This window comes from Candidatus Latescibacter sp. (genome assembly GCA_030692375.1).
In the GTDB taxonomy this organism is placed as follows: domain Bacteria; phylum Latescibacterota; class Latescibacteria; order Latescibacterales; family Latescibacteraceae; genus JAUYCD01.
In genome coordinates this window covers 1-20,954 of record JAUYCD010000184.1, presented here as the reverse complement: position 1 = coordinate 20,954, position 20,954 = coordinate 1, and the positions used below count along the sequence as shown (strand labels likewise).

Annotated in this window: 19 protein-coding genes; 7 read left to right on the top strand and 12 right to left on the bottom strand. The window is 49.6% G+C overall.

All coding sequences use genetic code 11. The features are described 5' to 3' along the window. The first annotated feature begins 289 nt into the window (after positions 1 to 289). Together Q8O92_11030 and Q8O92_11025 are read left to right on the top strand one after the other, a co-directional pair. Positions 290 to 3,193 carry a hypothetical protein gene (locus Q8O92_11030; protein ID MDP2983849.1) on the top strand — a complete coding sequence of 968 codons (2,904 nt, stop codon included), beginning with the start codon at positions 290 to 292 and terminating at the stop codon, positions 3,191 to 3,193. 151 nt (positions 3,194 to 3,344) lie between these two features. Continuing rightward, positions 3,345 to 3,701 carry a nucleotidyltransferase domain-containing protein gene (locus Q8O92_11025; protein MDP2983848.1) on the top strand — a complete coding sequence of 119 codons (357 nt, stop codon included), beginning with the start codon at positions 3,345 to 3,347 and terminating at the stop codon, positions 3,699 to 3,701. A gap of 29 nt (positions 3,702 to 3,730) precedes the next feature. Here Q8O92_11025 and Q8O92_11020 read toward each other — a convergent pair whose 3' ends face one another. From Q8O92_11020 to Q8O92_10980, 9 genes are all read right to left on the bottom strand, one after another. Continuing rightward, on the bottom strand, positions 3,731 to 5,425 hold the full coding sequence (locus tag Q8O92_11020; protein ID MDP2983847.1) for an SUMF1/EgtB/PvdO family nonheme iron enzyme: 1,695 nt from the start codon (positions 5,423 to 5,425) through the stop codon (positions 3,731 to 3,733). A 102-nt stretch (positions 5,426 to 5,527) separates the two neighbouring features. Further along, positions 5,528 to 6,406 (bottom strand): hypothetical protein, encoded by an 879-nt coding sequence (locus Q8O92_11015; GenBank protein ID MDP2983846.1) that lies wholly within the window; start codon positions 6,404 to 6,406, stop codon positions 5,528 to 5,530. Between the two features lie 74 nt (positions 6,407 to 6,480). After that, the gene (locus Q8O92_11010) at positions 6,481 to 7,788 is read right to left on the bottom strand and encodes an MFS transporter (GenBank protein ID MDP2983845.1); all 1,308 of its coding nucleotides are present in this window, start codon (positions 7,786 to 7,788) and stop codon (positions 6,481 to 6,483) included. 296 nt (positions 7,789 to 8,084) lie between these two features. Further along, on the bottom strand, positions 8,085 to 9,086 hold the full coding sequence (locus Q8O92_11005; GenBank protein MDP2983844.1) for a sugar phosphate isomerase/epimerase family protein: 1,002 nt from the start codon (positions 9,084 to 9,086) through the stop codon (positions 8,085 to 8,087). Between the two features lie 127 nt (positions 9,087 to 9,213). Then, entirely contained in the window at positions 9,214 to 9,375 is a 162-nt protein-coding gene (locus Q8O92_11000; protein ID MDP2983843.1) for a hypothetical protein, read from the bottom strand. 208 nt (positions 9,376 to 9,583) lie between these two features. After that, positions 9,584 to 11,704 (bottom strand): DUF5916 domain-containing protein, encoded by a 2,121-nt coding sequence (locus tag Q8O92_10995; GenBank protein ID MDP2983842.1) that lies wholly within the window; start codon positions 11,702 to 11,704, stop codon positions 9,584 to 9,586. A gap of 38 nt (positions 11,705 to 11,742) precedes the next feature. Further along, positions 11,743 to 12,498: a DUF1828 domain-containing protein gene (locus tag Q8O92_10990; GenBank protein MDP2983841.1), complete on the bottom strand. Its 756-nt coding sequence runs from the start codon at positions 12,496 to 12,498 to the stop codon at positions 11,743 to 11,745. Next, positions 12,495 to 13,004 carry a hypothetical protein gene (locus Q8O92_10985; protein MDP2983840.1) on the bottom strand — a complete coding sequence of 170 codons (510 nt, stop codon included), beginning with the start codon at positions 13,002 to 13,004 and terminating at the stop codon, positions 12,495 to 12,497. Before Q8O92_10985 ends, Q8O92_10990 begins: the two co-directional genes overlap by 4 nt. 479 nt (positions 13,005 to 13,483) lie before the next feature. Next, the gene (locus Q8O92_10980) at positions 13,484 to 13,645 is read right to left on the bottom strand and encodes a hypothetical protein (protein MDP2983839.1); all 162 of its coding nucleotides are present in this window, start codon (positions 13,643 to 13,645) and stop codon (positions 13,484 to 13,486) included. 333 nt (positions 13,646 to 13,978) lie between these two features. Between Q8O92_10980 and Q8O92_10975 the strand changes: the two genes are divergently transcribed. From Q8O92_10975 to Q8O92_10960, 4 genes are all read left to right on the top strand, one after another. Beyond that, positions 13,979 to 14,953 (top strand): DNA/RNA non-specific endonuclease, encoded by a 975-nt coding sequence (locus Q8O92_10975; protein MDP2983838.1) that lies wholly within the window; start codon positions 13,979 to 13,981, stop codon positions 14,951 to 14,953. 247 nt (positions 14,954 to 15,200) lie between these two features. Then, on the top strand, positions 15,201 to 15,596 hold the full coding sequence (locus tag Q8O92_10970; protein ID MDP2983837.1) for a hypothetical protein: 396 nt from the start codon (positions 15,201 to 15,203) through the stop codon (positions 15,594 to 15,596). A 33-nt stretch (positions 15,597 to 15,629) separates the two neighbouring features. Beyond that, entirely contained in the window at positions 15,630 to 16,067 is a 438-nt protein-coding gene (locus Q8O92_10965) for a hypothetical protein (protein MDP2983836.1), read from the top strand. A gap of 128 nt (positions 16,068 to 16,195) precedes the next feature. Then, positions 16,196 to 17,470, top strand: coding sequence for a hypothetical protein (locus tag Q8O92_10960; protein ID MDP2983835.1), 1,275 nt, complete (start codon positions 16,196 to 16,198; stop codon positions 17,468 to 17,470). Positions 17,471 to 17,846: 376 nt separating this feature from the next. Here the strand turns inward: Q8O92_10960 and Q8O92_10955 are convergent, their stop codons facing one another. Continuing rightward, positions 17,847 to 18,110, bottom strand: coding sequence for an AbrB/MazE/SpoVT family DNA-binding domain-containing protein (locus Q8O92_10955; GenBank protein ID MDP2983834.1), 264 nt, complete (start codon positions 18,108 to 18,110; stop codon positions 17,847 to 17,849). Between the two features lie 243 nt (positions 18,111 to 18,353). After that, a complete protein-coding gene (locus Q8O92_10950) occupies positions 18,354 to 18,788 on the bottom strand; it encodes a rhodanese-like domain-containing protein (GenBank protein ID MDP2983833.1) in 435 nt (144 codons plus the stop codon). Positions 18,789 to 19,199: 411 nt separating this feature from the next. Here Q8O92_10950 and Q8O92_10945 point away from each other — a divergent pair, with 411 nt between their 5' ends. Next, positions 19,200 to 20,342 carry a hypothetical protein gene (locus Q8O92_10945; protein ID MDP2983832.1) on the top strand — a complete coding sequence of 381 codons (1,143 nt, stop codon included), beginning with the start codon at positions 19,200 to 19,202 and terminating at the stop codon, positions 20,340 to 20,342. 214 nt (positions 20,343 to 20,556) lie between these two features. Here the strand turns inward: Q8O92_10945 and Q8O92_10940 are convergent. Beyond that, on the bottom strand, positions 20,557 to 20,954 hold a 398-nt coding region (locus Q8O92_10940; protein ID MDP2983831.1), incomplete at its 5' end, for a Rid family hydrolase.

Below are 20,954 nucleotides of genomic sequence, written 5' to 3'. Positions count from 1 at the left end.
TGTCCAAAGGACAGGGGGGATCAGTCCTTCAAGAAGGCATGCAATTATCCGATAATACTTTCACATAAAATTATTCTTATAACGATAAGCATTATAAGGAGTTACAAACATTAGTACAAAAATTCTGGGGGATGGCCAGGTTTAATAAAAGCGGTTTGCGAGGAAAGTAAAACCGTAATCTTTAACCTCTGGGTTTGCAAAGGGAAAGGTGAATCAAGTATATTTACGTAAGAAAAACGCAGTCTCTTTATTATCCGAAAGACATATAGTGGAAAGGATGCCTTTGTCAATGTCAGGAAAAACCCGCCTCACCATCATTCTCGCTGCTGTCCTGTATGTAACCTTCTCCTGTTCCGCCCTTGCCCGCTACAACCCGAACTGGAACTGGCGGACTGTAAGGACGAATAATTTCACCATCTATTACCCGGAAGGGCATGAAGAGTTCGCCCGGAGGGTACTGTCCCTGGCCCGACAGGTGCACGGCGATGTAACCGGCTATTTCGGAGTTATACCCCGACATATTCCCATCGTTCTCAATCCGGGAACCGATATCTTTAACGGCTTTTACAGTCCTTTCCCGAATAGAATATCGCTTTTCGAGACTCCACTGTATACCATCCGTGGCTTTGGCAGCTCCACTTCGGACCTGGTCGATCTGGTTTTCACCCATGAATACACCCACTATGTCCACCTCACTACCAGTCTCGGGTGGTACGGCGCCCTGTCAAAAGTTCTGGGCGAGGGCACGGCCATCACCAATATTCTTGCCCCTGAATGGATCATAGAGGGTATCACCACGAACACGGAAACCATGTTCACAGACGGGGGGCGGGGAAGAAGCCCTGAATTTAAAGCAATCATCGACTCGTTCAGCGAAGGAAAGGGTCTCTGGAGTCTTTCCGCCGCCGGAACAGAGACCTCTTACAGCCCTCCCGGCGGCAGAGTCTACCTCGCCGGGTACCATATGGTGAACTATCTGAACCGCACATACGGCTCGGACGCTTTTGCCCGTCTCAGCGCCTGGCAGGCCCGGCATCCCTTCACAGCAGCGAGCGGCGCCCTGAAGCATGTCACCGGAAAACCGTCCGTGAAATTCTATAAGGAGTTCCTCTCAGATTTCACCGCCCGCGCCGACAGCATCAAGGCTTCGGAAAAAGCCATTGGTCTGCCCCAGGGACAGGTTCTTCTCTCGGAGCCGCTCGATACCTATGTAACGCATTTCTGGACAAAACAGGGAACCATTATGGCCCCCCGAGGGAGATATAATGAAAAGATTACCCTGGTGGAGGTGAATAGGGAAGGGGGAATAATCATGGAGCAGGCGGTCGGCACTGTCTCCGTTCTCGGCAGGGTCCGCCTGCTCCCTGACAGCAGGCTGGTGTTGAGCGAGCCATTCCTTCATCCCCTGGGCGAACGGGATCTGGACACCACCGATCTGGTCGTATTTGACCCGAAGACTAAAATACATCAGCGTCTCACGCACAACGCGCATACCTATTCCCCGGCGGTTTCGCCGGACGGCTCACACATTGCTGCGGTACGGCGTAATGGTATGTGGACCGACCTTATCCTTCTCGATGCCGATGGAAAAAACCTTCACCCCCTCGTTACCCTGCCGGGAGTGTACTGGGATAGTCCTTCATATTCGCCGGACGGAAAAACCATCGCCGCTGCTTTCCATTCCGGCGGGGAAAACGGCATCGCCCTGATTGACGCCGAGAACAGAGAAATCAGAACTCTCTTTGCCCCGGATCGGTGCGGTTATAATGATCCCTCTTTCTCACCCGACGGCCGTTGGGTAGTCTTTTCCTCCAGCCTGAACGGTGTCTGGAATATCTATGCCCTGAAACCGGGGGAACAAAAACTATATCAACTCACCGCCGTTCCCTACGGTGTCGAGGAACCTCTCATTTCGCCTGACGGGAAAACCCTGTCCTTTCTCTACCTGTCGCGGGGCCGGAATGAAATCCGGTTTCTTCCTTTCCGTCCCGAAGAGGGCAAGGAAACTTCAGTGGACAGCGGAGGGCCGTTCAAACCCGACCTGCCGGTTTCAGCGGAATCTGCCTCCCTCCCAGAAAGCAGGGGAATACCCTTATGGGAAGCTTATAAACCTTACCTCCACACTCCTTACGCAGGCGTAGACGAAAAGGGTGCTTCCTACGGATTCCTGTTTCTCGGCGGAGACCCGGTCGGAATTAATTCCTACAACGCGCAGGTTCTCTACGGCGCTTCCTCGAAACGGTTCGGGTATGACCTGAGCCTCACCAATCGCTCCTTCTGGCCTTCGCTGAACGCCCGGTTGTATGACACCGCGCTCGAAGGAAACACCCTCGAAGGAAAGCATATCCTCTGGTTCCGTGAACGCGGGAGCGAGCTGTCGTTCAGCCTGCCGGTGATCCACCGCATTGCTCCGAGTGTGATCACCGGAACATACAGCGCCGGGGTCCGGTACCGTCTTTTCAGCGGTCTCGAGAAAGTAACGGTGAGAAGAAGCCATGATCGGTCTTCAGCTCTCTTCGGAGTGTTTTCCCTGGCGCGAATACCCGATTCGGCTTCACGCGACATGGTTCCCGCCTGGGGACAGTCGATCGCTCTTTCCCATGAGCAGAGCTTTGCCCGGTTCGGCGGTGAAATTCCCGGCCATAACACGGTGGTGGTAGCATCACAGTATTTTCCTTCTCCGCTGAGACACCAGGGATTCGCCCTTTTCCTGGCTCACCAGAATCAGGACGGGCTGATCCACTACGACAATCCCGGAACTATTCCCCGTGGGTATCGGAGCGATGAATCCGCCGGTGGATTCAACCTCTCGAACACCCTGACCGCCTACCTCGAATACTTTTTCCCCCTCTGGTACGCCGACCGTGGGCTGGGGCTGACCCTTGCACATCTCCATCTTCTCAGCGGCTCCCTCTTTGCCGACCACGGCGCCGGCTGGAGCAGGGGATTCACCAAAAGCGCCTGGGAAAGGAACGCCCGGACCTCTTTCGGCGCCACACTGCGGGCAAACACCACTATCCTTTATATAATTCCCCTTGATATCGGATTGTCGGCAGGATACAAACCGGTCGAGGGCAGGGGATTCGTGCAGGTGTTCATCGGCGGGTTCGGCGCAGGGCTTTTGGGAAACTCACCCAATAAACTCCTCTCGCTTTCAGGAAAAAGAATGGGATTTTTCCACCCGTACAAATGAAAAAGTCGGGCGGAATATTCCTCTTGACAGAGAAAACCTCATTCTGTTACCATTACAGGCATAGGATGACTTCAAACCCTGGGCTGTGCATCTCTATAGGATAAAATAGAAACTTACCTGTTATGGCCGCTTCTGTAAGAGGAGAATAAATATGAGCAAAGACGGAGACACTCGATCCATTCAGTGCATACCAGAACAGCACCTTCTTGATGAACTGGTGAAACGAACGGTGGAAGCAGTCCGTCCGATGCGCATCATCCTGTTCGGGTCTGCGGCCCGTGGCGAGATGGGGCCTTACAGCGATATCGATCTTCTGGTGGTCATGCCCGAAGGCATTCACCGCCGCCGCACCGCACAAACCATTTACAAAAACCTGCGCGGTTTGGGTTTCGCGAAAGATGTGGTAGTGGTAACCGAAAGCGATATCGAGAAATACGGTGAAAATCCGTCTCTAGTAATTTATCCTGCCCTTAAGCAAGGCAAGGAGTTATACCATGCCGCCGGATAGACCGATACCAGGCACACCACAAGATTGGCTTACCTTGCATCCTTCGCGCATCTGAATCCTATCATTGCCGCCCAGCCGGAATATTTCATGGCGCTCCGGTAGGTGCTCCCGATATTTTCCGGCGGCGTCACCCAGGCGCCTCCGCGCATGAGCTGTCTTCCTTCCGGCATGCCCGCGATCTTTCTGCCCCAGGGATATTCCTTCCAGTTTCCCTGGAGCAATTCCCAGACATTGCCCGCCATATCATAAACACCTTCCGGTGTTTTCCCTTTCTCGTAGGAGCCGACAGGGGTCGTATGACCCACATGGTGATCAAAGTTTGCCAGCTCCGGCGCTGGCGGCTGATCGCCCCAGGGGTAGAGGCGCGCATCCTTTCCCCGCGCGGCGATTTCCCATTCGTACTCGGTAGGGAGGCGCTTACCCGCCCATGAAGCGTAGGCAAGTGCAGATTCCGGGCGGGCGTACACGATGGGGTAATATTCTTTTCCCGGAGCCACGGCATAGTCGCCTGCCCCCCGTTTGACAATCCCGCAGAAATCGGGATCGGCCATATCTTCCATGTAGTGGCTGTCATTTCCGCCGGCGTTCAGAAACCGGGCGAATTCAACGATGGTAACCTCGTACCGGTCAAGGTAGAAATCGGGCACAGTTACCGTCCCGGCGGGAGAATCAAGGGGATCGGTGCCGTCAGGGCCGATCGTATAGGTTCCCCCTTTGATTTTCTCCATGCTTCCCATGTCCGGCTTTTTTGGCTGAGGCGGCGGCCGGATAAACGGAAATGCATTTTCCAGATGCTCATCCTTATAATCCATAACTGTCCGTCCGGAAAGGATTACCCGTCCCCAGCACTCGGGGACATGCATATCATACGCGAGATTCGGCGTCCATGTCCAGTCCCAGCAGGGCCCTTTCTTCTCCCAGTCCGCAACGGGCCACACATCCCCCGGCCAGAGATATTCAACCCGGCTGAACCCTATTCTCAGGCAGCTTCCCTCACGGTCAACCATCTCCGCATTCGGACTTGCCGCACTGAGCGACTTCCAGGGAATGGAAACCTCCAGCGCCCATCCTCTGTCGGTATCGAGAGGGTAATTGATGCTTCCCTCTACATGAACCGCAGCCCGCAGACCCTCCAGTTCCCAGGGCGGGCTGTACGGTCGATCGTAAAGATGCTGAGGCCAGCCCATGGGGATTCCTCCGCGATGATATTCCTTTTGGAAAAAAATGTTCTGGACACTCCCCAGAACATTGAATTGAAGCTCGATATAGTTCTGGGCGTCGCCGTCCGTATCGATAAAAATCTCGAAGTCGTTGTCGATGCACACGACGGTATCTCTGGGAGGAATCGCATGGCCGACGAGATTCGGTTCTTCCATCACTGCGGCGATATACAGCCGATCGCTGTCCCAGAGCATTTTCGCCCTTGTGGCGAGAAACGGTTTCGCATATCCCCGGACTGATAGTATATGGTCGAATTTGTTCGTCCACTCGGCATTCGCCCAGCTCTTCTCATGAAGCAGGCCGTCAACGCTGATGGGATCAACAGTGCGGTATACAACATACTGACGGGGCTTATGCGGTTTCGGTTCGTACGGGGTTTTATCGACCGGGTACGAATAGCCGGGTGCGCGGTCAAAATTTGCAGGATCACCGGTTTGAATCGTGAAGAAAGAAAGGAAACAAACAGAAATGAACAGGAAAAGTCGCTCGATAAAAGGTAACATTGCCGCCTCATGGAAGGTTCTCGTTCAAAGCGTCCGGCAGATTCTCAAAGACACCACCGGCATGAAAGTAACATTAGGAGCAGAAAAAGCGGGGGTGAAAATCTACCGATGAACATGAAACGGCATACCCACGCCAAGTTCGTCGATCCACAGCGTCTGTTCGTGCGGGAGCAGACCCGGCCCAAAGTACGGTAAAAGCAGGAACTGATTGAATTTCATCTCCGGGAAATCCGTGGAGCGCAAAACGACATCTGTCCGGTCAATCACCAACTTTCCGTCGAACCACCCGCGGACAATGCCATCGGCGTTTGGCTTGTCCGCATTGTAGTCGAGAGTATTAAGTTGGAACAATGCCTCAACGCTGTGCCACCGGTCATCATTGAACAGGACGTCTTTGCTGTCGTAGAACATGCCATTGTAACCACCCTGGAGGGGTCCCTGAGTTAGGCCGTGTGGCATATCCTTGTTCTGAATGTCCTGGGCCGCCAGTCGCAACCTGCCATTCCACGGTTCGATATAAACGGTGAGGTGACTTGCAGCCGGTCCGCGAAACTTATCGTTCTCCGTGGTCAAGAAATGCATCATGTGTGGATGGTAGGAACGGCCGGTCCATCCCCAACCTTTTGACAATTTGAGATAGAAGCGCAGGTAAATCTTTTCGGTCGGTTCGAAGAGGCGACGAATCCCCGAGGAACTGGAAGGTGTCGTGCTGCCGGTCATCCAACCGTACTCGATGCACCCTTTCCCCAAGTAGGGGTCTTTCCCGGAGATGCTGAACTTGTTTCCGTCATACCACCCTCGCTGGAGCAGGAGGGAATCATTAAAGCTCTCGCTAAACAAGACAGCCAATGGTTCTTGATCACCTTCCGCTGCGGTCGCCAATAAGGGCAGACTAACTTTTACACACGAGGTTTTTGAAAGAAGAAAAATCACACCCAGCGCAATCAGGATGTAAGCCCCAAGCCCAGAGTTAGTTCTCATACCGCTTCCTTGGAAGATAGAGTTACTATTTACCGTATACTTCCTGTACGTAACGACAGATGTGCGCTTTTTTCCTATTTTTCTGCCGCCGCCGCCTTCTGTTTGACAGGCCGAAGTGCAAGAATCAAACCAGTCCCTACAAGCGCTGATAGTGATAGATAAAGCAAGCCTCCGAAGAAAGAACCAGTCGCCGTGTTCAACCAGCCTACGACAGATGGCCCGACGAAGCCCCCGAGGTTCCCCACCGAATTAATTAGACCAATGGTTGCCGCAGCCGTGGCCCCGGTAAGAAAGCTCGTTGGAATGGACCAAAAACAAGGCAAATAACCCAAGCCAGCCCCCGCAAGGCATAACATGGATACTGAAAGAACAACATTGTTCTGCAGAACAGCGCTCAGCAGTAAACCGATGCCAAGTGCGATCATTGGTACGACTGTATGCAAACGCCGCTCCCCTGTGCGATCAGACGACCAGCCGACCAGCAACATTGAGATCAGTTGAAAACAAAAAGGAAGAGTAACGATAAGGCTGACCATTACGTTAGATGACCCGGATATTTTTTTTACGAGTACGGGAAGCCATAAGCTAAGACCATACCCGCTGGTGACGATCAGGAAATAAGCTCCTGTCAGAAGGATGACATCGCGGTTTTTAAAAGCTTCCCAGATGCGGTAGGAATGCTTCTTCTGTTTGAGCTGCTTCTCCCGTTCCAGTTCTGAGGTAATCCATTCGCGTTCATCAGCCTCCAGCCATTTAGCCTGGTGCGGCCAATCTGTCAGGTAAAAGATTGTAACTATCCCAAAGATTATGGCGGGAACGCCTTCAATAATGAAAAGCCAGCGCCAGCCATCCGTATGGAACCAATTTATTCCAAGCAGCAAACCTGAGATTGGCGAGCCAATGATAAAGGAAATCGGGGTTGCCGCCATAAACATGGCTATTGCCTTTGCCCGATCCTCAGACCGAAACCAGTGGCTGAGGTAGACAATAATTCCGGGAAAAAATCCCGCTTCCGCCGCTCCCAGCAGGAATCGCATCACGTAGAACTGCGTCGCCGTGTGGATGAAGCCCATTCCAACAGCCACTATCCCCCAGGAGATCATTATGCGGGCAATCCAGCCGCGAGCGCTCCACTTCTCGACAATCAGAGAGCCGGGAATCTCCAGCAGGAAATAGCCGATGAAGAAAATGCCCGCTCCAAAGCCAAAAACTTCTGCCGTGAAGCCCAGAGCTTTTGACATCTCCAACCCCGCCATGCCGACGTTGGCACGATCTATGTAGGCGATGACGTAAAGAATAAAGAGATAGGGGAGAATACGGCGCATGATGCGACGGCGAGCGCGCTCCGCAACAGGAGATGAGGTGACTGCCTGGCCTGTCATAATGAATGTTTTCCAAATAAAAAAAATTGAAATAAATCCGCCGCAAATCTCGTCATACTTACCAGAAAGAGGAATGAAAGTAAAACAAAAAAAGAAATGAAAGCAAAACCAACAATTTCAGGAAAGGATGAATACAATGATCAAAACTACTGCCGCTGTTCTCGCCGTCGTCGCCAATGACTTCATTATTTCAACTCTCACCATGCTGCAGTTTGTTGCCTGAACCGCTCTTGCGGGGAGACAGAAAAGACGTTCGTTCACGAGGACGTCTTTTTTTATGCCCATTTCCGGCGCTTTCACCCGTAGAACTTGGCCCCCACTTTCGCCGCAACTTTCCGTATGTAAGCGTACGCCTCGGCGTACTGGTCGTTGGGAATGTGCTCGGGGAGAAGCGCGCGCGGCCATTTCATCCGGCTCAGGCGAACAAGGTAAGTCTCGTAATCCATGACCCCCCTTCCTGAACAGACCTCCTGCACATGCACTGTCTGCTGGTCGGGAATAATGTAGGTGTCCTTGGCGTGGCAGCCGAGGATGCTCTCTCCGAGAAGGTCGAAGCACTCGTTCAAAAGCTCGGTGGTGTGATAGTATGTGGCAAGGGAAACCATGTTGACCGGGTCAAGGTTCACCGCGCACCGCTTGTCGCCCACATCATCGATAAGCCGTTTGTGCGCTTTGGGGCCGTCTATGTTTGTAGTGACCTGGGCCTCCATGCCGATGGCGGCTTTCATGCCGGAAGTATCTTTCAGGACCTGCTTCATACTCTCGACGAGCATCTTCCAGGTTTTCTCCGTCCAGTTTTCGGGAGTGACGTTGAAAAAATTCACGGGATCAAGGCTGCCGGAGATGGTGCCGACCATGGGGCAATTGATTTTGTCAGCGGTCTCAATGCACATGGCGAGATGTTTCAGGTTTTTCTGGCGGGTGGCCAAATCCGGGTGGATCATGTTGGTATAGCCGCCGACCTCGAAGACCACCACATCGTACTGTTTCATCGCCGAACGAAGCTCTGTCAATTCTGAATCGTTCAGCTTAATAATCGGCTCCGGACTTGTCACCACCGCGGTATAGCCGCTATCCCTGAGCCGTTTCATGGCGTCTCCCCATGTTTCCTTTGCGTTTCGCCCCAGATAGGATGCGAGACGGATCGGAGTGGAGCCGGGTTTCAAATTGCGGACGAGCTTTTCGTCCGGTCCCGGAGGCCAGGCACCGGCGTTCCTTGTTCCTGAAAGGCCGAAAAACAGACCGGCGGCAGCGGCGCCCGAAGCGAGAGCCTGACGGCGTGACATACGATGCGACATGGAACCCCCTTTTGAAAGGATAAAGGATGAAAGGAATAAAAAAACAGAATACAGTATCAAGATTTTAAAGATTATTTCTCGCAAAGATCGCAAAGTTGAAAAATAAAAAAGAGAGAAAAACTCGAAATCAGAATCGATCAGATACCATTCGATCTTCTTCAAGTATATGAAGAGCCCGGGGAGACACCTTGGACTTTCCGGCCATGCTCAATATTTTCCAACCTGCTTTTTCCCGTTGAGTATTCATGAGATGATGGAGAAAAGCTTTCATCGCTTCTGTAATTCTCATTTCGTTTCCTTTCTATGAGCATAGGATATGTGCATAATAATGGGGGAGTAAAAGCATGTCAAGGGGAAAGAGGGATGGTGTGAAATGAAAAGTTTTTAAAGCCCCACTTCTAATATGTCAGATTCTGGTCAATCTGGCGATCTCTTCATTCCATTTTACTTTTAGCGATTTGGGGACATCAGATGAACGGAGAAAATTAAGGTGAGTCTTACCGATGCATATAGTAGCTGATTTTTGCCTGCACCTGACGGTCGGTGGGGGTGAAATCATGGAGGGTGTCGTCGCGGTTCTCCCGGTAGGAGAGATAGAATACGCTGCCGGGATGAAACTCGTAACGGAAGAGGGCATTTGCAAGGTAGAGTTTCGAGGAAGAGTCTCCCTGTACGAAGACCCGCAGGGTAAGGTCCTGGGTGAACAGGTACATTACCATCAGGTTGCCGATAGTGCTGAAAGTTTTCTTTCCGCCCGCGAGCGGTCTGCTCTCCAGGTAGGCCAGGGTGGCCGCTGCGGTCATGTGATTGGTAGGTTTGAGGCTGAGATTGGCGGAGGAATAGCGGATGGAATTTCCGTTATTATCCCCGGTGCGGCAGGAGAGCGTTCCCATGAACCGGGGATAGGGGCCGAAATTGAGCGAGTAATTGCGCTGGTTGTTATGATAGGCAATGTTGCCGCCGGGAAGGAAAATATAGCTCTTCTCCATCAGAATGCCGGGTTTGATAAGGCTCTGCGATTCCACCGAAAACTGGGCATTGAAACCATCCTGCACTTTCACATCCCCAGCGTGATTCTGGTAGAACCAGCCCCCCGAGGAGACAGAGAAGCGGCTGATTCCCCGGCTTTTCACCCAGTAGTCGTACCCGAGGCTGCTTTTGAAGCCCCGGCGGTCCAGGCGGGTGCTGCCGATATAGCCGATGTCACGGATGTCGAAATCAGCGGTGATGTCTTCATAGGTGGTCGTGAAGCTGACATTGTCCTGGGAATTGAACAGCTTCTCCCCATAGCTGAAATTCAGGTATCCGGCATATCCGTCCTTTTTCGCGCCCCGACGCTGGCTCTGGTTGATATTGGCGACAACAAGGGTGGCGCGGTTGATCTGGAGATTCAGGTCTAATCCCGCGGCACGGTTGATTGGGCCGGCGCCAAGCGAATCCTTGCTTACCACCATGAATCCGATTGTGGAAGAGCGCAAAATATCCCGTTTCAGCCTTACCGCAGAGAAATTGAAATTCGGGCGCCACTTTTCACCGGTCAGGACATCAAGCGCGCCGAAAGACCAGCCCGCCGCCTGGCCGTGCAGCTTCTCACCGCCGATCATCTCCTGGTCGCCAAGTCCGATCCTCCGGGTGTAAAGGAGCTGAATGGGAGTTACGAACCGGTCCTGTCCCTCGGTGAAGAACGGGCGCTTTTCCGGGAGTTGGAGCTCATCCAGGGAGAGATTTATCAGGAACTGGTCTGCCTCCACTGTGGCGAAATCGGGATTGACCGCGGTGTTGCTTTCCAGGAAGCTGGCCGGACGGTAGCGGATGTCCAGCCCTAAATCAGACTGCTCTTTGTCCGGCAGCGACTTCCATGATGGGGGAGAGGAAGGAATCTTCTCGTGACGACCGAAATTCAAATTCTGCGACAGGGAGGGGATGAGAGCCAGTGGACGGGTTTTATCCAGGCCGGAAAGGCCGGTGATGTGCCCGAAGAGGGATGGTTTACGGCTGTTCTTGCCCATGTCAGGCCACATGATGTTTTCCTGGGTGGCCCAATTATAAACGATGCAGGCAAACCCCCAGGTGGCATCATCGCCCTCCCGGAATCGGAAGTTGGAAAGCGGCAGGGCCACTTCACCCGCCCAGCCGTCGGAAAGAAGACTCGTTTTCACCTCCCAGACGCCGTCCCAGTTGTTGTCGCTCACCACGCCCTCATCGCTCGCATGGCCGTCCAGCTTGGTTCCCCGCGGATTGACATAGAAGTAGTAAAGGTCACGGTGATTGTGGAACGTATCGAACCGGAACCCGAAATGGTCGTCATAGGCGTTCACACTGCCATCGCGCTGGAGTACCGTGGAGATCAGGCGCTTGGGGTCGCCGGAGTGAATCTCGAATCCGATGTAGACAGTTTTGGAATCGTAAGCGATCCGGATTGTCACCGGGAAAGTGGCCTTCTCGCCAAGGTGCGGCTGACGCTGAATGAAGTCGGTGATTGTATCCGCTTTCTGCCAGAACGGTTCATCCAGTTTGCCGTCGATCACCGGCGGTTTGTCTACACGGAAAGCTTTTACTGAAGGAGTAGAACCTTGGACAGCGTCCGTTTCCTGTGCGAAAACAACGGACGGGCACAAAAAGAATAGGATGGCTAAAATCGGCGGGGCGCTGTGTTTCAGGCGACCTCCCGTTCAAAAACCTGGAGAGCATTGGTGCGGAAATCATCGAGCGAAGGGAATTGTTTATCAGCTGCGCTGGTGATACGGATACGATCCTCTTTGGTCAAACTCTCAAAATCCTCATGTACGATGAAACCTTTAAATTTAAGTTTATTCAGCTGAAACTGGAGAAGACATATTGTAGAAAGACGGGCTTTTGCAGTATCTTTAACGCCGAAGAGATAAATGGGGGAAGGTTTCACATCAAATAAATAATCCACTTCAAGATCATCGCGTTCAGGGATAGGGAGAAAAGAATGGTGTGGATTAAATCGTGAAAGTTGTGTATCTATAATTTCATCCAGGATTTCAAAAAAGAGGCTCTGTACAACCTCACGTTTATAAATCCGCATATTTAACACTTTTCCGATAGTCTGCGCAAATTGCATGATTGCCGGATAGAGGGATTCCGGTTTCGTTTCAATAAAAAGGATACCATTATCTTCATTAACCTGATTTTCGGAAATAATTCTATTAAAAATCCGTTCTTTGTTGGGAGTATCCAACTCATATGAATAAGACAGCCGCATGAGAGTCATTCCATAATCGCTGATTCGAATGATATTGCTTTCATTCATAGTTTGCAGAAAAATATCCATCATATCGCCATCCTCATGATAGAGAGGCGCAACAAGCTGCATGACTCCGGGACGTTTTTCCCTTATGGTAACATGGTTATTAAATTGCGGTTTTAGCAATTCAAGATAATTCATGGATTCACTCCCATATTTTTATCTTTAAAAAGTGAAATTTGTTCAGGGTGAAAATATTTGTCTGCATCTATAATATTAATTTTTTTTATAAAAGCACGCACGGCTTCTTCATAAGACGCATAAGTGCCTGTAATTGCAGCGAATTTCTCAGGCGAATAACCAGCCTCAATCATTTCCTGTTTAGCTTCATGAACATGAAAACCAAAGTGAGGATTAGGGTCGAGTAGATCATTCACATGTTCGCCATGGGGACCGTTAAATCGTATCAGACAAAAACTACCAGGTTCATCTTTCGGATTAAAATCCATACCAATGGAAAAGTTTTCCTGAAAATGTTCATTTTTTCGCATGAAAACTGTAAATCCCAATTTACCATCAAGGGATTCAAGTTTCATATTATTACGCAAATGACCACGTTCCTCTTTAAAATCTTTTAAAGGTGGTTCTACAATATGTTTTGGACAAAGGATGAAATTTTGTATTTCTTCATCAGTGTAATTTTTCATTTATAGACGACCTTTGTAATAATTAATAAGACTCTTAAGCCGATTGAGTTTCAAAAATACTCTTAAATAACAAGAAAAAGCAAAAGGATATTTTGCTACATGCGACTGGTATTATTACATGGAAAGTTCGATCTGCCGTTTATACATATACTTCGTTATGGCCGAATTTTCTTTTTCATCCATCCTGACCGAATAATCTTTAACCCCAATCCAGCGATAAGGATTTAAGAAAGAGGAAAATGCAAAAAAGATAGTTGATTAGGTCTATTTTCTTCTGGTAGTAAAGTTTGTTTTCCTGTGATCGATGAATTTTTCAATTTTCTCGATCGGGGGATATGAAAACTGAGTGCGACAGTGCACACCTGGCCCTAAGCACCGAATTGTTTTTATGGTATGTTTTGCCCACCTGGTGGGCAGAAACAATACTTTCACTGCATTAGCGTGCCCGCGGTAGGGTCAAACAAGCGTATCTGCGCGCTTCAAGAACACTTCTGCTCAAGGCATCCTGGACACCGGTGAGCGCGGCAAATATCTCTTCGTCGGTAAATCGCCGCCGCCAGAAATATCGGAAGACCACCCATCCCGGTAATCGGCTGATCGGTAAGTTCATACTCGAACGGGAGAATTTGGCTCTTTTTCATTTTGCACCTGCAAGGTGTGTGGGAATCCCAAAATATAGTTTATCATAACACCTTGTAATATATACTAGTTATACAAATAATGCAAGTACTTTTTATAAAATTATCGCCGGATTGGGGTTTAACTAAACTTAACTAAAATATAGCATTCATTCTTCAACAAAAAGGATATTTTTTCCCTTGTGCCAGGTAATTTTCTATCTTTGGACTTTCCGCTGAATTTGTACTATATTTTAGGAATAAATCCGGCTGGTTGATACTCATACTTGGAAGAGACATGCAAAAAGAAATACTTTTTTAAAAGCAGTATCAGAAAACCCCACCAGGAGTAAATGCATGAAAATCGTAAAAATCGCTGCTTGGATGATCGCTTCAGGTCTGTATGCATCATCCGGATACGGGCAATTACCGCTGGAATATTTTTTACCCGCCAATGGTCCGCAAGATCAAATCGTGCGCCATTTTGCCTACACGCTCAAATTCAACCGCCAGTATAAGCAGGCCGACTGGGTGATCTATTTCCTGAACAAAGGGCGGGCGAATGGCGCCATACCGGCTGCCGAAGACTACCGGCTCGATCCTGACATAAAAACCGGTCAGGCCCAGGATAGTGATTACAAGAATTCAGGATATGAAAAAGGCCATCTGGCATCGTCCGGGGATATGAAATGGTCCAAGATGGCGGCATCGGAATGCTGTCTTATGAGCACCATCTCTCCCCAGAAAGCCGGGTTCAGAAAAGGGCCCTGGGATGCCCTTGAAAAACAGGTAAGGATCTGGGCGGAGGAGAATGAGGATATCTATGTGGTATCCGGCCCGGTTCTGAAAGGGAATCTGTCAGTCATCGGGCCTGACAAGGTTGCTGTTCCGAAATACTTCTTCAAGGTAATTCTGGACTACAAAGAACCGGATGTAAAAGGGATAGGTTTCATTCTACCCAATGAACCATCAAAAAAACCTCTCCAGGCGTTTGCGGTTTCAATCGATTCTGTGGAGGCTTTAACGGGGATCAACTTCTTTCCCAATATCCCGGATCAAGTGGAGAGTTCTCTGGAAGCAACTGTGGATATTGCCAAGTGGTTTGGTGTATCAGCTCAGTCCGATTCCACGGGGAAACTTTCCACTCCCATGATTGTAAAGAAGCCGGCGCCCGCATCAACGCACCCGGTCAAACCAGGCAAGACTTTTGCCCCTGCGGTGATGTGCAAGGGAATAACCAAAGACGGGAAGAGGTGCCCGCGGATGACCACAAACGAGAACGGATACTGCTGGGAGCATCAGGACCAGGCAAAACAACCGTCGAAATTATAAAAGAATACAGTAAGAAAAGTACGACGATCATGACGACATATTTTATTGCGTTTCTTTTCAAGATAGATGCCGAAACGAGTTCGGCATGACACGTGTCATCCTGAACTCGTTGCCGCTTCGCGGGAACGATAAAACCGTTTCAGTATCTAAACACGCAAAACATGCGCAATTATTTATGTCGTCATATATATTACGGTTCGGATTCCTGAAATCCATTCCTTTTAAAAGGAGGAAAGGGAAAATACCTATGAAAGGCATTTTTGACAAAAGAGGGGAGGTTGTAGGCTGGCTTGGAGAAGAAGGCGCCGATATTACGATCTACAGTAACCAGGGGAATCCCAAAGCATTCCTGAAAAGGGATGCGGTATTCACATTCAACGGGATGTATCTGGGTACATTCAAGAGTGGATATTTCCGGGATAAAAACGGGAATGCGGTAGCTTTCATCGAAGGCGCTCTCGGCGATCCTCCGGTCCCGAAGATTATCAGCTCTAAAATACCTCCTAAACCGGTGCTTTTACCGAGACCGGCAATAAAGGGAAAGCTGCCGGTTTCTCCTCCCGCCATACCGGAATGGTCGGCAGTAAAGTTTGATGCTTTTCTTGGGGAAGGAGCGGCCCCTCAGTGTGCATGCCCGATATAGTTATACATACTCTTTATGCCGGAGAAACCAAGGATGCATAAGCCTTTTGCAGTATTTATTTTCTGCATTATTCTTTTTTTAATTTCCGCATGCAGCAGCGATAAAACAACCTCATCGATTATATATACCGATTCCCTGGTTCTCGGTATCGGAATCTCAGGGTGGAATATTGTAGGCGAAAGCTCCACATTTATCAACAATCCCGCCGAGAGCGGGATAACTATTTATTACCGGATTGAATCCAAAGATGATTTGAAAGGTTCAAACCTGGAATTTGATATTTATCGGAATACTTCTTCCGGTTTTGAACTGATTCATATAATCCCAATCATAAATACCTATTACACCGCGCACATTTTAGTCGGTTCATTTATCCATACCTGGGGAGCGGGCAGTTTTAAGGCATCTATCCGGCTGATCAATACGAACCAGGTGATCGGAGTTAAAGAATTTACAGTGGTAAACAAATAATTGCGCATGTTTTGAGTGTTTAGATCCTGAAACGAGTTCAGGATGACAAGTGTCATGCCGAACTTGTTGCCGCATCTATGTCGTCATGTATAAATAAACTGCCGTTTCTTTACCATGAGGATAAATCCATGTCGAACGCCAAACGCCTGAATTCTCTCTCCGCTCTCACCAGACGCGAGATGCTGGGCGCCTCTCTCGCATTCATTCCGGCAGTAAGCGCCTGGGCCGGGCCCTCTTTAGGCAGGAAAAAAATTGCAGCCGTCATCACCGAATACCGGTTCAACTCACATGCAGATTGTATTGTCACAAGGCTGCTCGAAGGGTATGAATACGATGGAATCCGCCGGGCCCCGCAGGTGGAGATCGTATCCATGTATACCGACCAGGTTCCCGCCAACGACATAAGCCGTGATATGGCCGCAAAGCACAATGTCAAGATATACCCGACTATCCGTGGAGCGCTCACCGGGGGTGGGGGAAAGCTGGCGGTGGAAGGCGTAGTCCTGATCGGTGAGCATGGCAACTATGCATGGAATATAAAAGAACAACATCTTTATCCACGCTGGTACTTGTACAAGCAAATTATAGACGTTTTCCGTGAAAGCGGCCGCACCGTGCCCGTTTTCACTGACAAGCACCTTTCGTATGATTGGGATGAGGCGAAATGGATGTACGATCAGTCCCGTCAGTTGGAATTTCCGCTGATGGCCGGTTCATCCCTGCCGCTGGCCTGGCGCATTCCCCCGCTGGAGCTTGAGATGGGCGCGCCGGTGGAGCGTGCGGTGGCGGCTTTTTACGGCGGAAAGGAATCGTATGGCTTCCATTTGCTGGAGAGCCTCGAGTGCATGGTGGAGCGGCGCAAGGGAGGGGAGACCGGGATTGCCTCGGTGCAGTGCCTGGAAGGCGCCCCGGTGTGGGAGTGGACCGACGCCAATCCCTGGGCAGGACGTTTACTCGAGTGCGGGCTTTCCCGCTGCCCCGACCGTAAGCCGGGCAGTCCACGGGCAAATGTCAAACAACCGATCCTTTTCATCATCGAGTACAGGAGCGGGCTTCAGACCGCCGCGTATCTCCTGAACGGGCACATCGACACCACCTGTTTCGCCGCCGACATCAAAGGGCAGAGCGATCCGGTTTCCACCCAGATATGGCTGCAACCGGGAAGGCCGTTCAGCCATTTCAGTAACCTGGTCTATTTCATAGAGCAGATGATGGTCACCGGGAAACCGGCCTACCCGGTGGAGCGGACGCTTTTGACCACGGGGGCGCTGGCGGCTTTGATGGAATCCTCCTACCAGAAAGGGAAGAAGCTGGAAACGCCGTACCTTAAAATCGCCTATCGGGCGCAGAAGGAAACTCTTTTCAACAGGGGCCCGGTGGCGGCGATGGAGAAAAAAGCATAAAAGAGAAGGCACAAAGGGGCAAAGGCACAGAGGCACAAAGGGAAAAACAAAAGAGAGAGGACTCGGCGCTCCTGCGAAATAGGAGAAAGCCCCACGAGGTAAGGGAGTGAGTTTTAAGGTGTCAAATACAGATCGTCATGGTCGCGGACGCGCCGAAGCAGAATTGTGTCATTTCCTGTGAATTCAAACGAAATCCTATATCGCCTGTCAACTCGGGCGGAATAGAGGCCCCGACGATTAACAATACCCTCTATATGAAGTGATGGGTGGGTGTGGTCAATTTGTAACAGTTTTATTTGTTTGATGACTTTTCTCCGGGTTATTTCCGGTAATTTTTGAAAATCTTTCCTGAATGACTCCGCCAAGGCGATTATCATCATTCCTCCAGATATTTTTCCATATCATCCAAACACTCGAAAGCCCTGACTTTCCCATCCTTTATTTCCTGGTCTACTTCTTCTTCCAGCCTTTTACCCGATTCAGAGAGGATGAGTGTTCGTGGCACCACAACCACCGGAGTAAGGATCAGCCTTCCTCCTTCAACCGACGCTTCCAATGGATCGCCGGGAGCAATCCCTATTTTTTTCCTCAGTTCACGGGAAATGGTGATCGTACCGCGGTTCTGCACAGTGAGTATCATATTTTCCTCCTTAACGAAATACCGAAATTCTGAATGAATGAAATATAACGATTTCGGAGGAAAAAACAAACAGAATTTTTGTATCTGTCTTTTTTATCCTGCACCTTTTGGGCAGGCACGGGGGCCTGCCCCAACATATACCCTTCATTTCATTTTCTGCCTTTCATTTCATCCTTTATTCTGTCTTCTGACTTCTGTCTTCTGTCTTTTTATTTTTATCTTTCATCCATCATCCTTGCATTATTATTGTGTTTCCTGTTCCATCTCCGTGGTTAATGTCCGTAATCCCGCGCTCTGCCACTTAATGATTCCGCCGGTGATGGAAGCGACTTTCCCAAATCCGAGTTCCCTCATGATCTTCAGCGCCTGCATGCTGCGGTTTCCCGAGCGGCAGTACACGAGATAACTTTTCGTTCTGTCGAGCTTTCTCAGGTCTTTCTTTAATGTGGGGGAATAGAAATCGATATTGATGGCTTTCCCGATGTGGCTCTGATCGAATTCTTTAGACGTGCGGACATCGAGAATAACCAGATTCAGATGTTTCGAGTCCGTTTCTAGCATCTTTGAAACCTGGACTGGTTCCATCTCAAGGGGAATCGTGGAGAGATTTGCACATCCGAAAAAAAATAAGACGAAAATGAGAGATAAGAAATAGTATACTAAACGTTTTGTGCGCATGGTGGCCTGTCCTTTTCTTTTTCCGCCGAAACTCACCCCCTGACCCCCTCTCTATACTATAGAGGGGGAACTAGAAGGCTCGCAACGAGTTATCACCTCTCTAGAATATAGAGGAGACCAAGAGGTGAGTTTAGAAAAAGCAGGATTTCACTCAATAAAAGTGCTTTTTCACAAACCCCTTAAATCCCCTCATGGGGGACTGAAAAGCTTGTGAAAAAATTGAAATACGCGGTGTTTCTACGATAATATACGAAATACGGTTTGAAATTCAAAAATACTTGCCGGGGAACCTCCTTTTGGGTAAGTTATTGAGGCTTTTTCGTGTTGGTGCTTTCCGGTGAATCTTTTAGGAAAATTGAACGTCTGAAAGAACACCGTCGGAGAGCTATATGGTGTTCATGAAAGGGAATCATGGTTATGCGCACGATTCTTTTATGTATTCTTGTTGTTTTCCTGTTTCCTTGCGGTACGCAATCCCAACAGCAGAGACTGGTGAAAATCCTGGTCACCTCCCCGCATATAGGAAATGATTCCCACCGCCCGGTCGCCGATGTCATGGCCGGATGCATGATCCGTGAACTGAACCGTAAGGGAAGCTTGGAAATCATAGACCGCGAGAAATCAGAAGAGTATTTAAGAAAAACAAAAAGACCCGAGTGGGTAAATACCCGTGATCTGGCGGTCGAGGTAGGTAAAGCGTTGGGAGCGGATATTGTTATTTATTCTTCTCTGGGCAAGAATTATGATACTTTTGCCTATAGTATTGCATTCATCGAGGTGGAGAGAGATGTAATACAACGCATTATCCGCGATTCATTTTTGGAGTCTGCATCACCTTCCGAGATCGGTATGAAAATAAAGGAGGATATGGCGATGTTTATGCAGTATATCCCCCTGCCTTCGGAGCTGGCGGATCCCGGTTCGATCTTCCGCGAAGATACCGTCAATCCCGACGATCTTCCCAAAACCGCGGAGATAGAACTTCCCAGGATGGACCGTCACGGCGTGATCGAACAGTTATTATCTTTCTATAGAACGTTTCCAGGCGAACAAGAGTATCAAAAGTTAGAAATGGAAAATATGGCTACTCAGCTCCCGACAGATTTGGACAGGAATGATGAAGAGCTTGTAAAAACATTCACCCGGCTGCAAATGTACGGAAAATTTGCCATACGGTATAATTTGCAGGCCTATCTCATTAAAGATTGTTCGACACGGGCGCTCAATGTTCTGCTTGCAAACAAGATCCCGGTTTTTCTATCCCTGAACAGCCAAAATATCAGCATTTTGAACGGATACACCGGTCTGCGGTCGGACGGCGACTGTTTTTTTAAAAACAATTATAACGAAGCTTTCGAAGCTTTGAGCATCACCCACCGTGAGTTGATGGCTGTCCTGATCATACTCCCCAAGCCCGGGGGAAAAGGGGGGGTTTCGCAAGACTATCTCTCGGTTTCGATTTCCCGGTATCATAACGACTGGGATAAAGCGCCCACTCTCGTAGAGATCTCGCAGGGTTTTCTTGACATCATCACCAGCGGGCTGGAAAATTAAAAAGAAAAGGCACAGAGGCACAGAGGTACAGAGGGAAAAGATTGTCTGAACCACTGATATGTGTGATTAGAATGATAAAAGATGATAAGAAGATTCTTTCAACAAATTTGTATTTAATATGAGGTTTTGCAACAGGCATTAACCATATCTATATCCGGATTATTCACCCCTTCCCCCTGTTTGCGAGGGAAGGGGATAATCAAAGGAAAAACCTTTATTTCTTGGAAGAAATCACCGCGATGGCATTGGACTCAACCAACTGCTGGCCGCCATAAAGGGCGACCACATCAACGAAGGTCATCGCCTGGAGGCCATTTGGGAAGTACTCGCGGACCAGCTTGGAAGCTGCGGCATTGTAATCGCCGGCCTTGAGTTTCTTATCCCGGCTGAGCGGGGCGACGAAATTCTGGAGGAACACCACATCATCCATGGTGGCGCCGTAATGGGCGAGCACCTTCTTGATGTTTTCCAAGGTTACCTTGAACTGCTCCTCGAAATTCTTTCCGGTCATGAGGTCCTGTTTCGGCATCCCTTTTTCATCCACCTCGGTGCTGTGGGCGAGCTGACCTGCGACATAGATGACATTACCGACCTTGGTTCCCTGGGAATAGG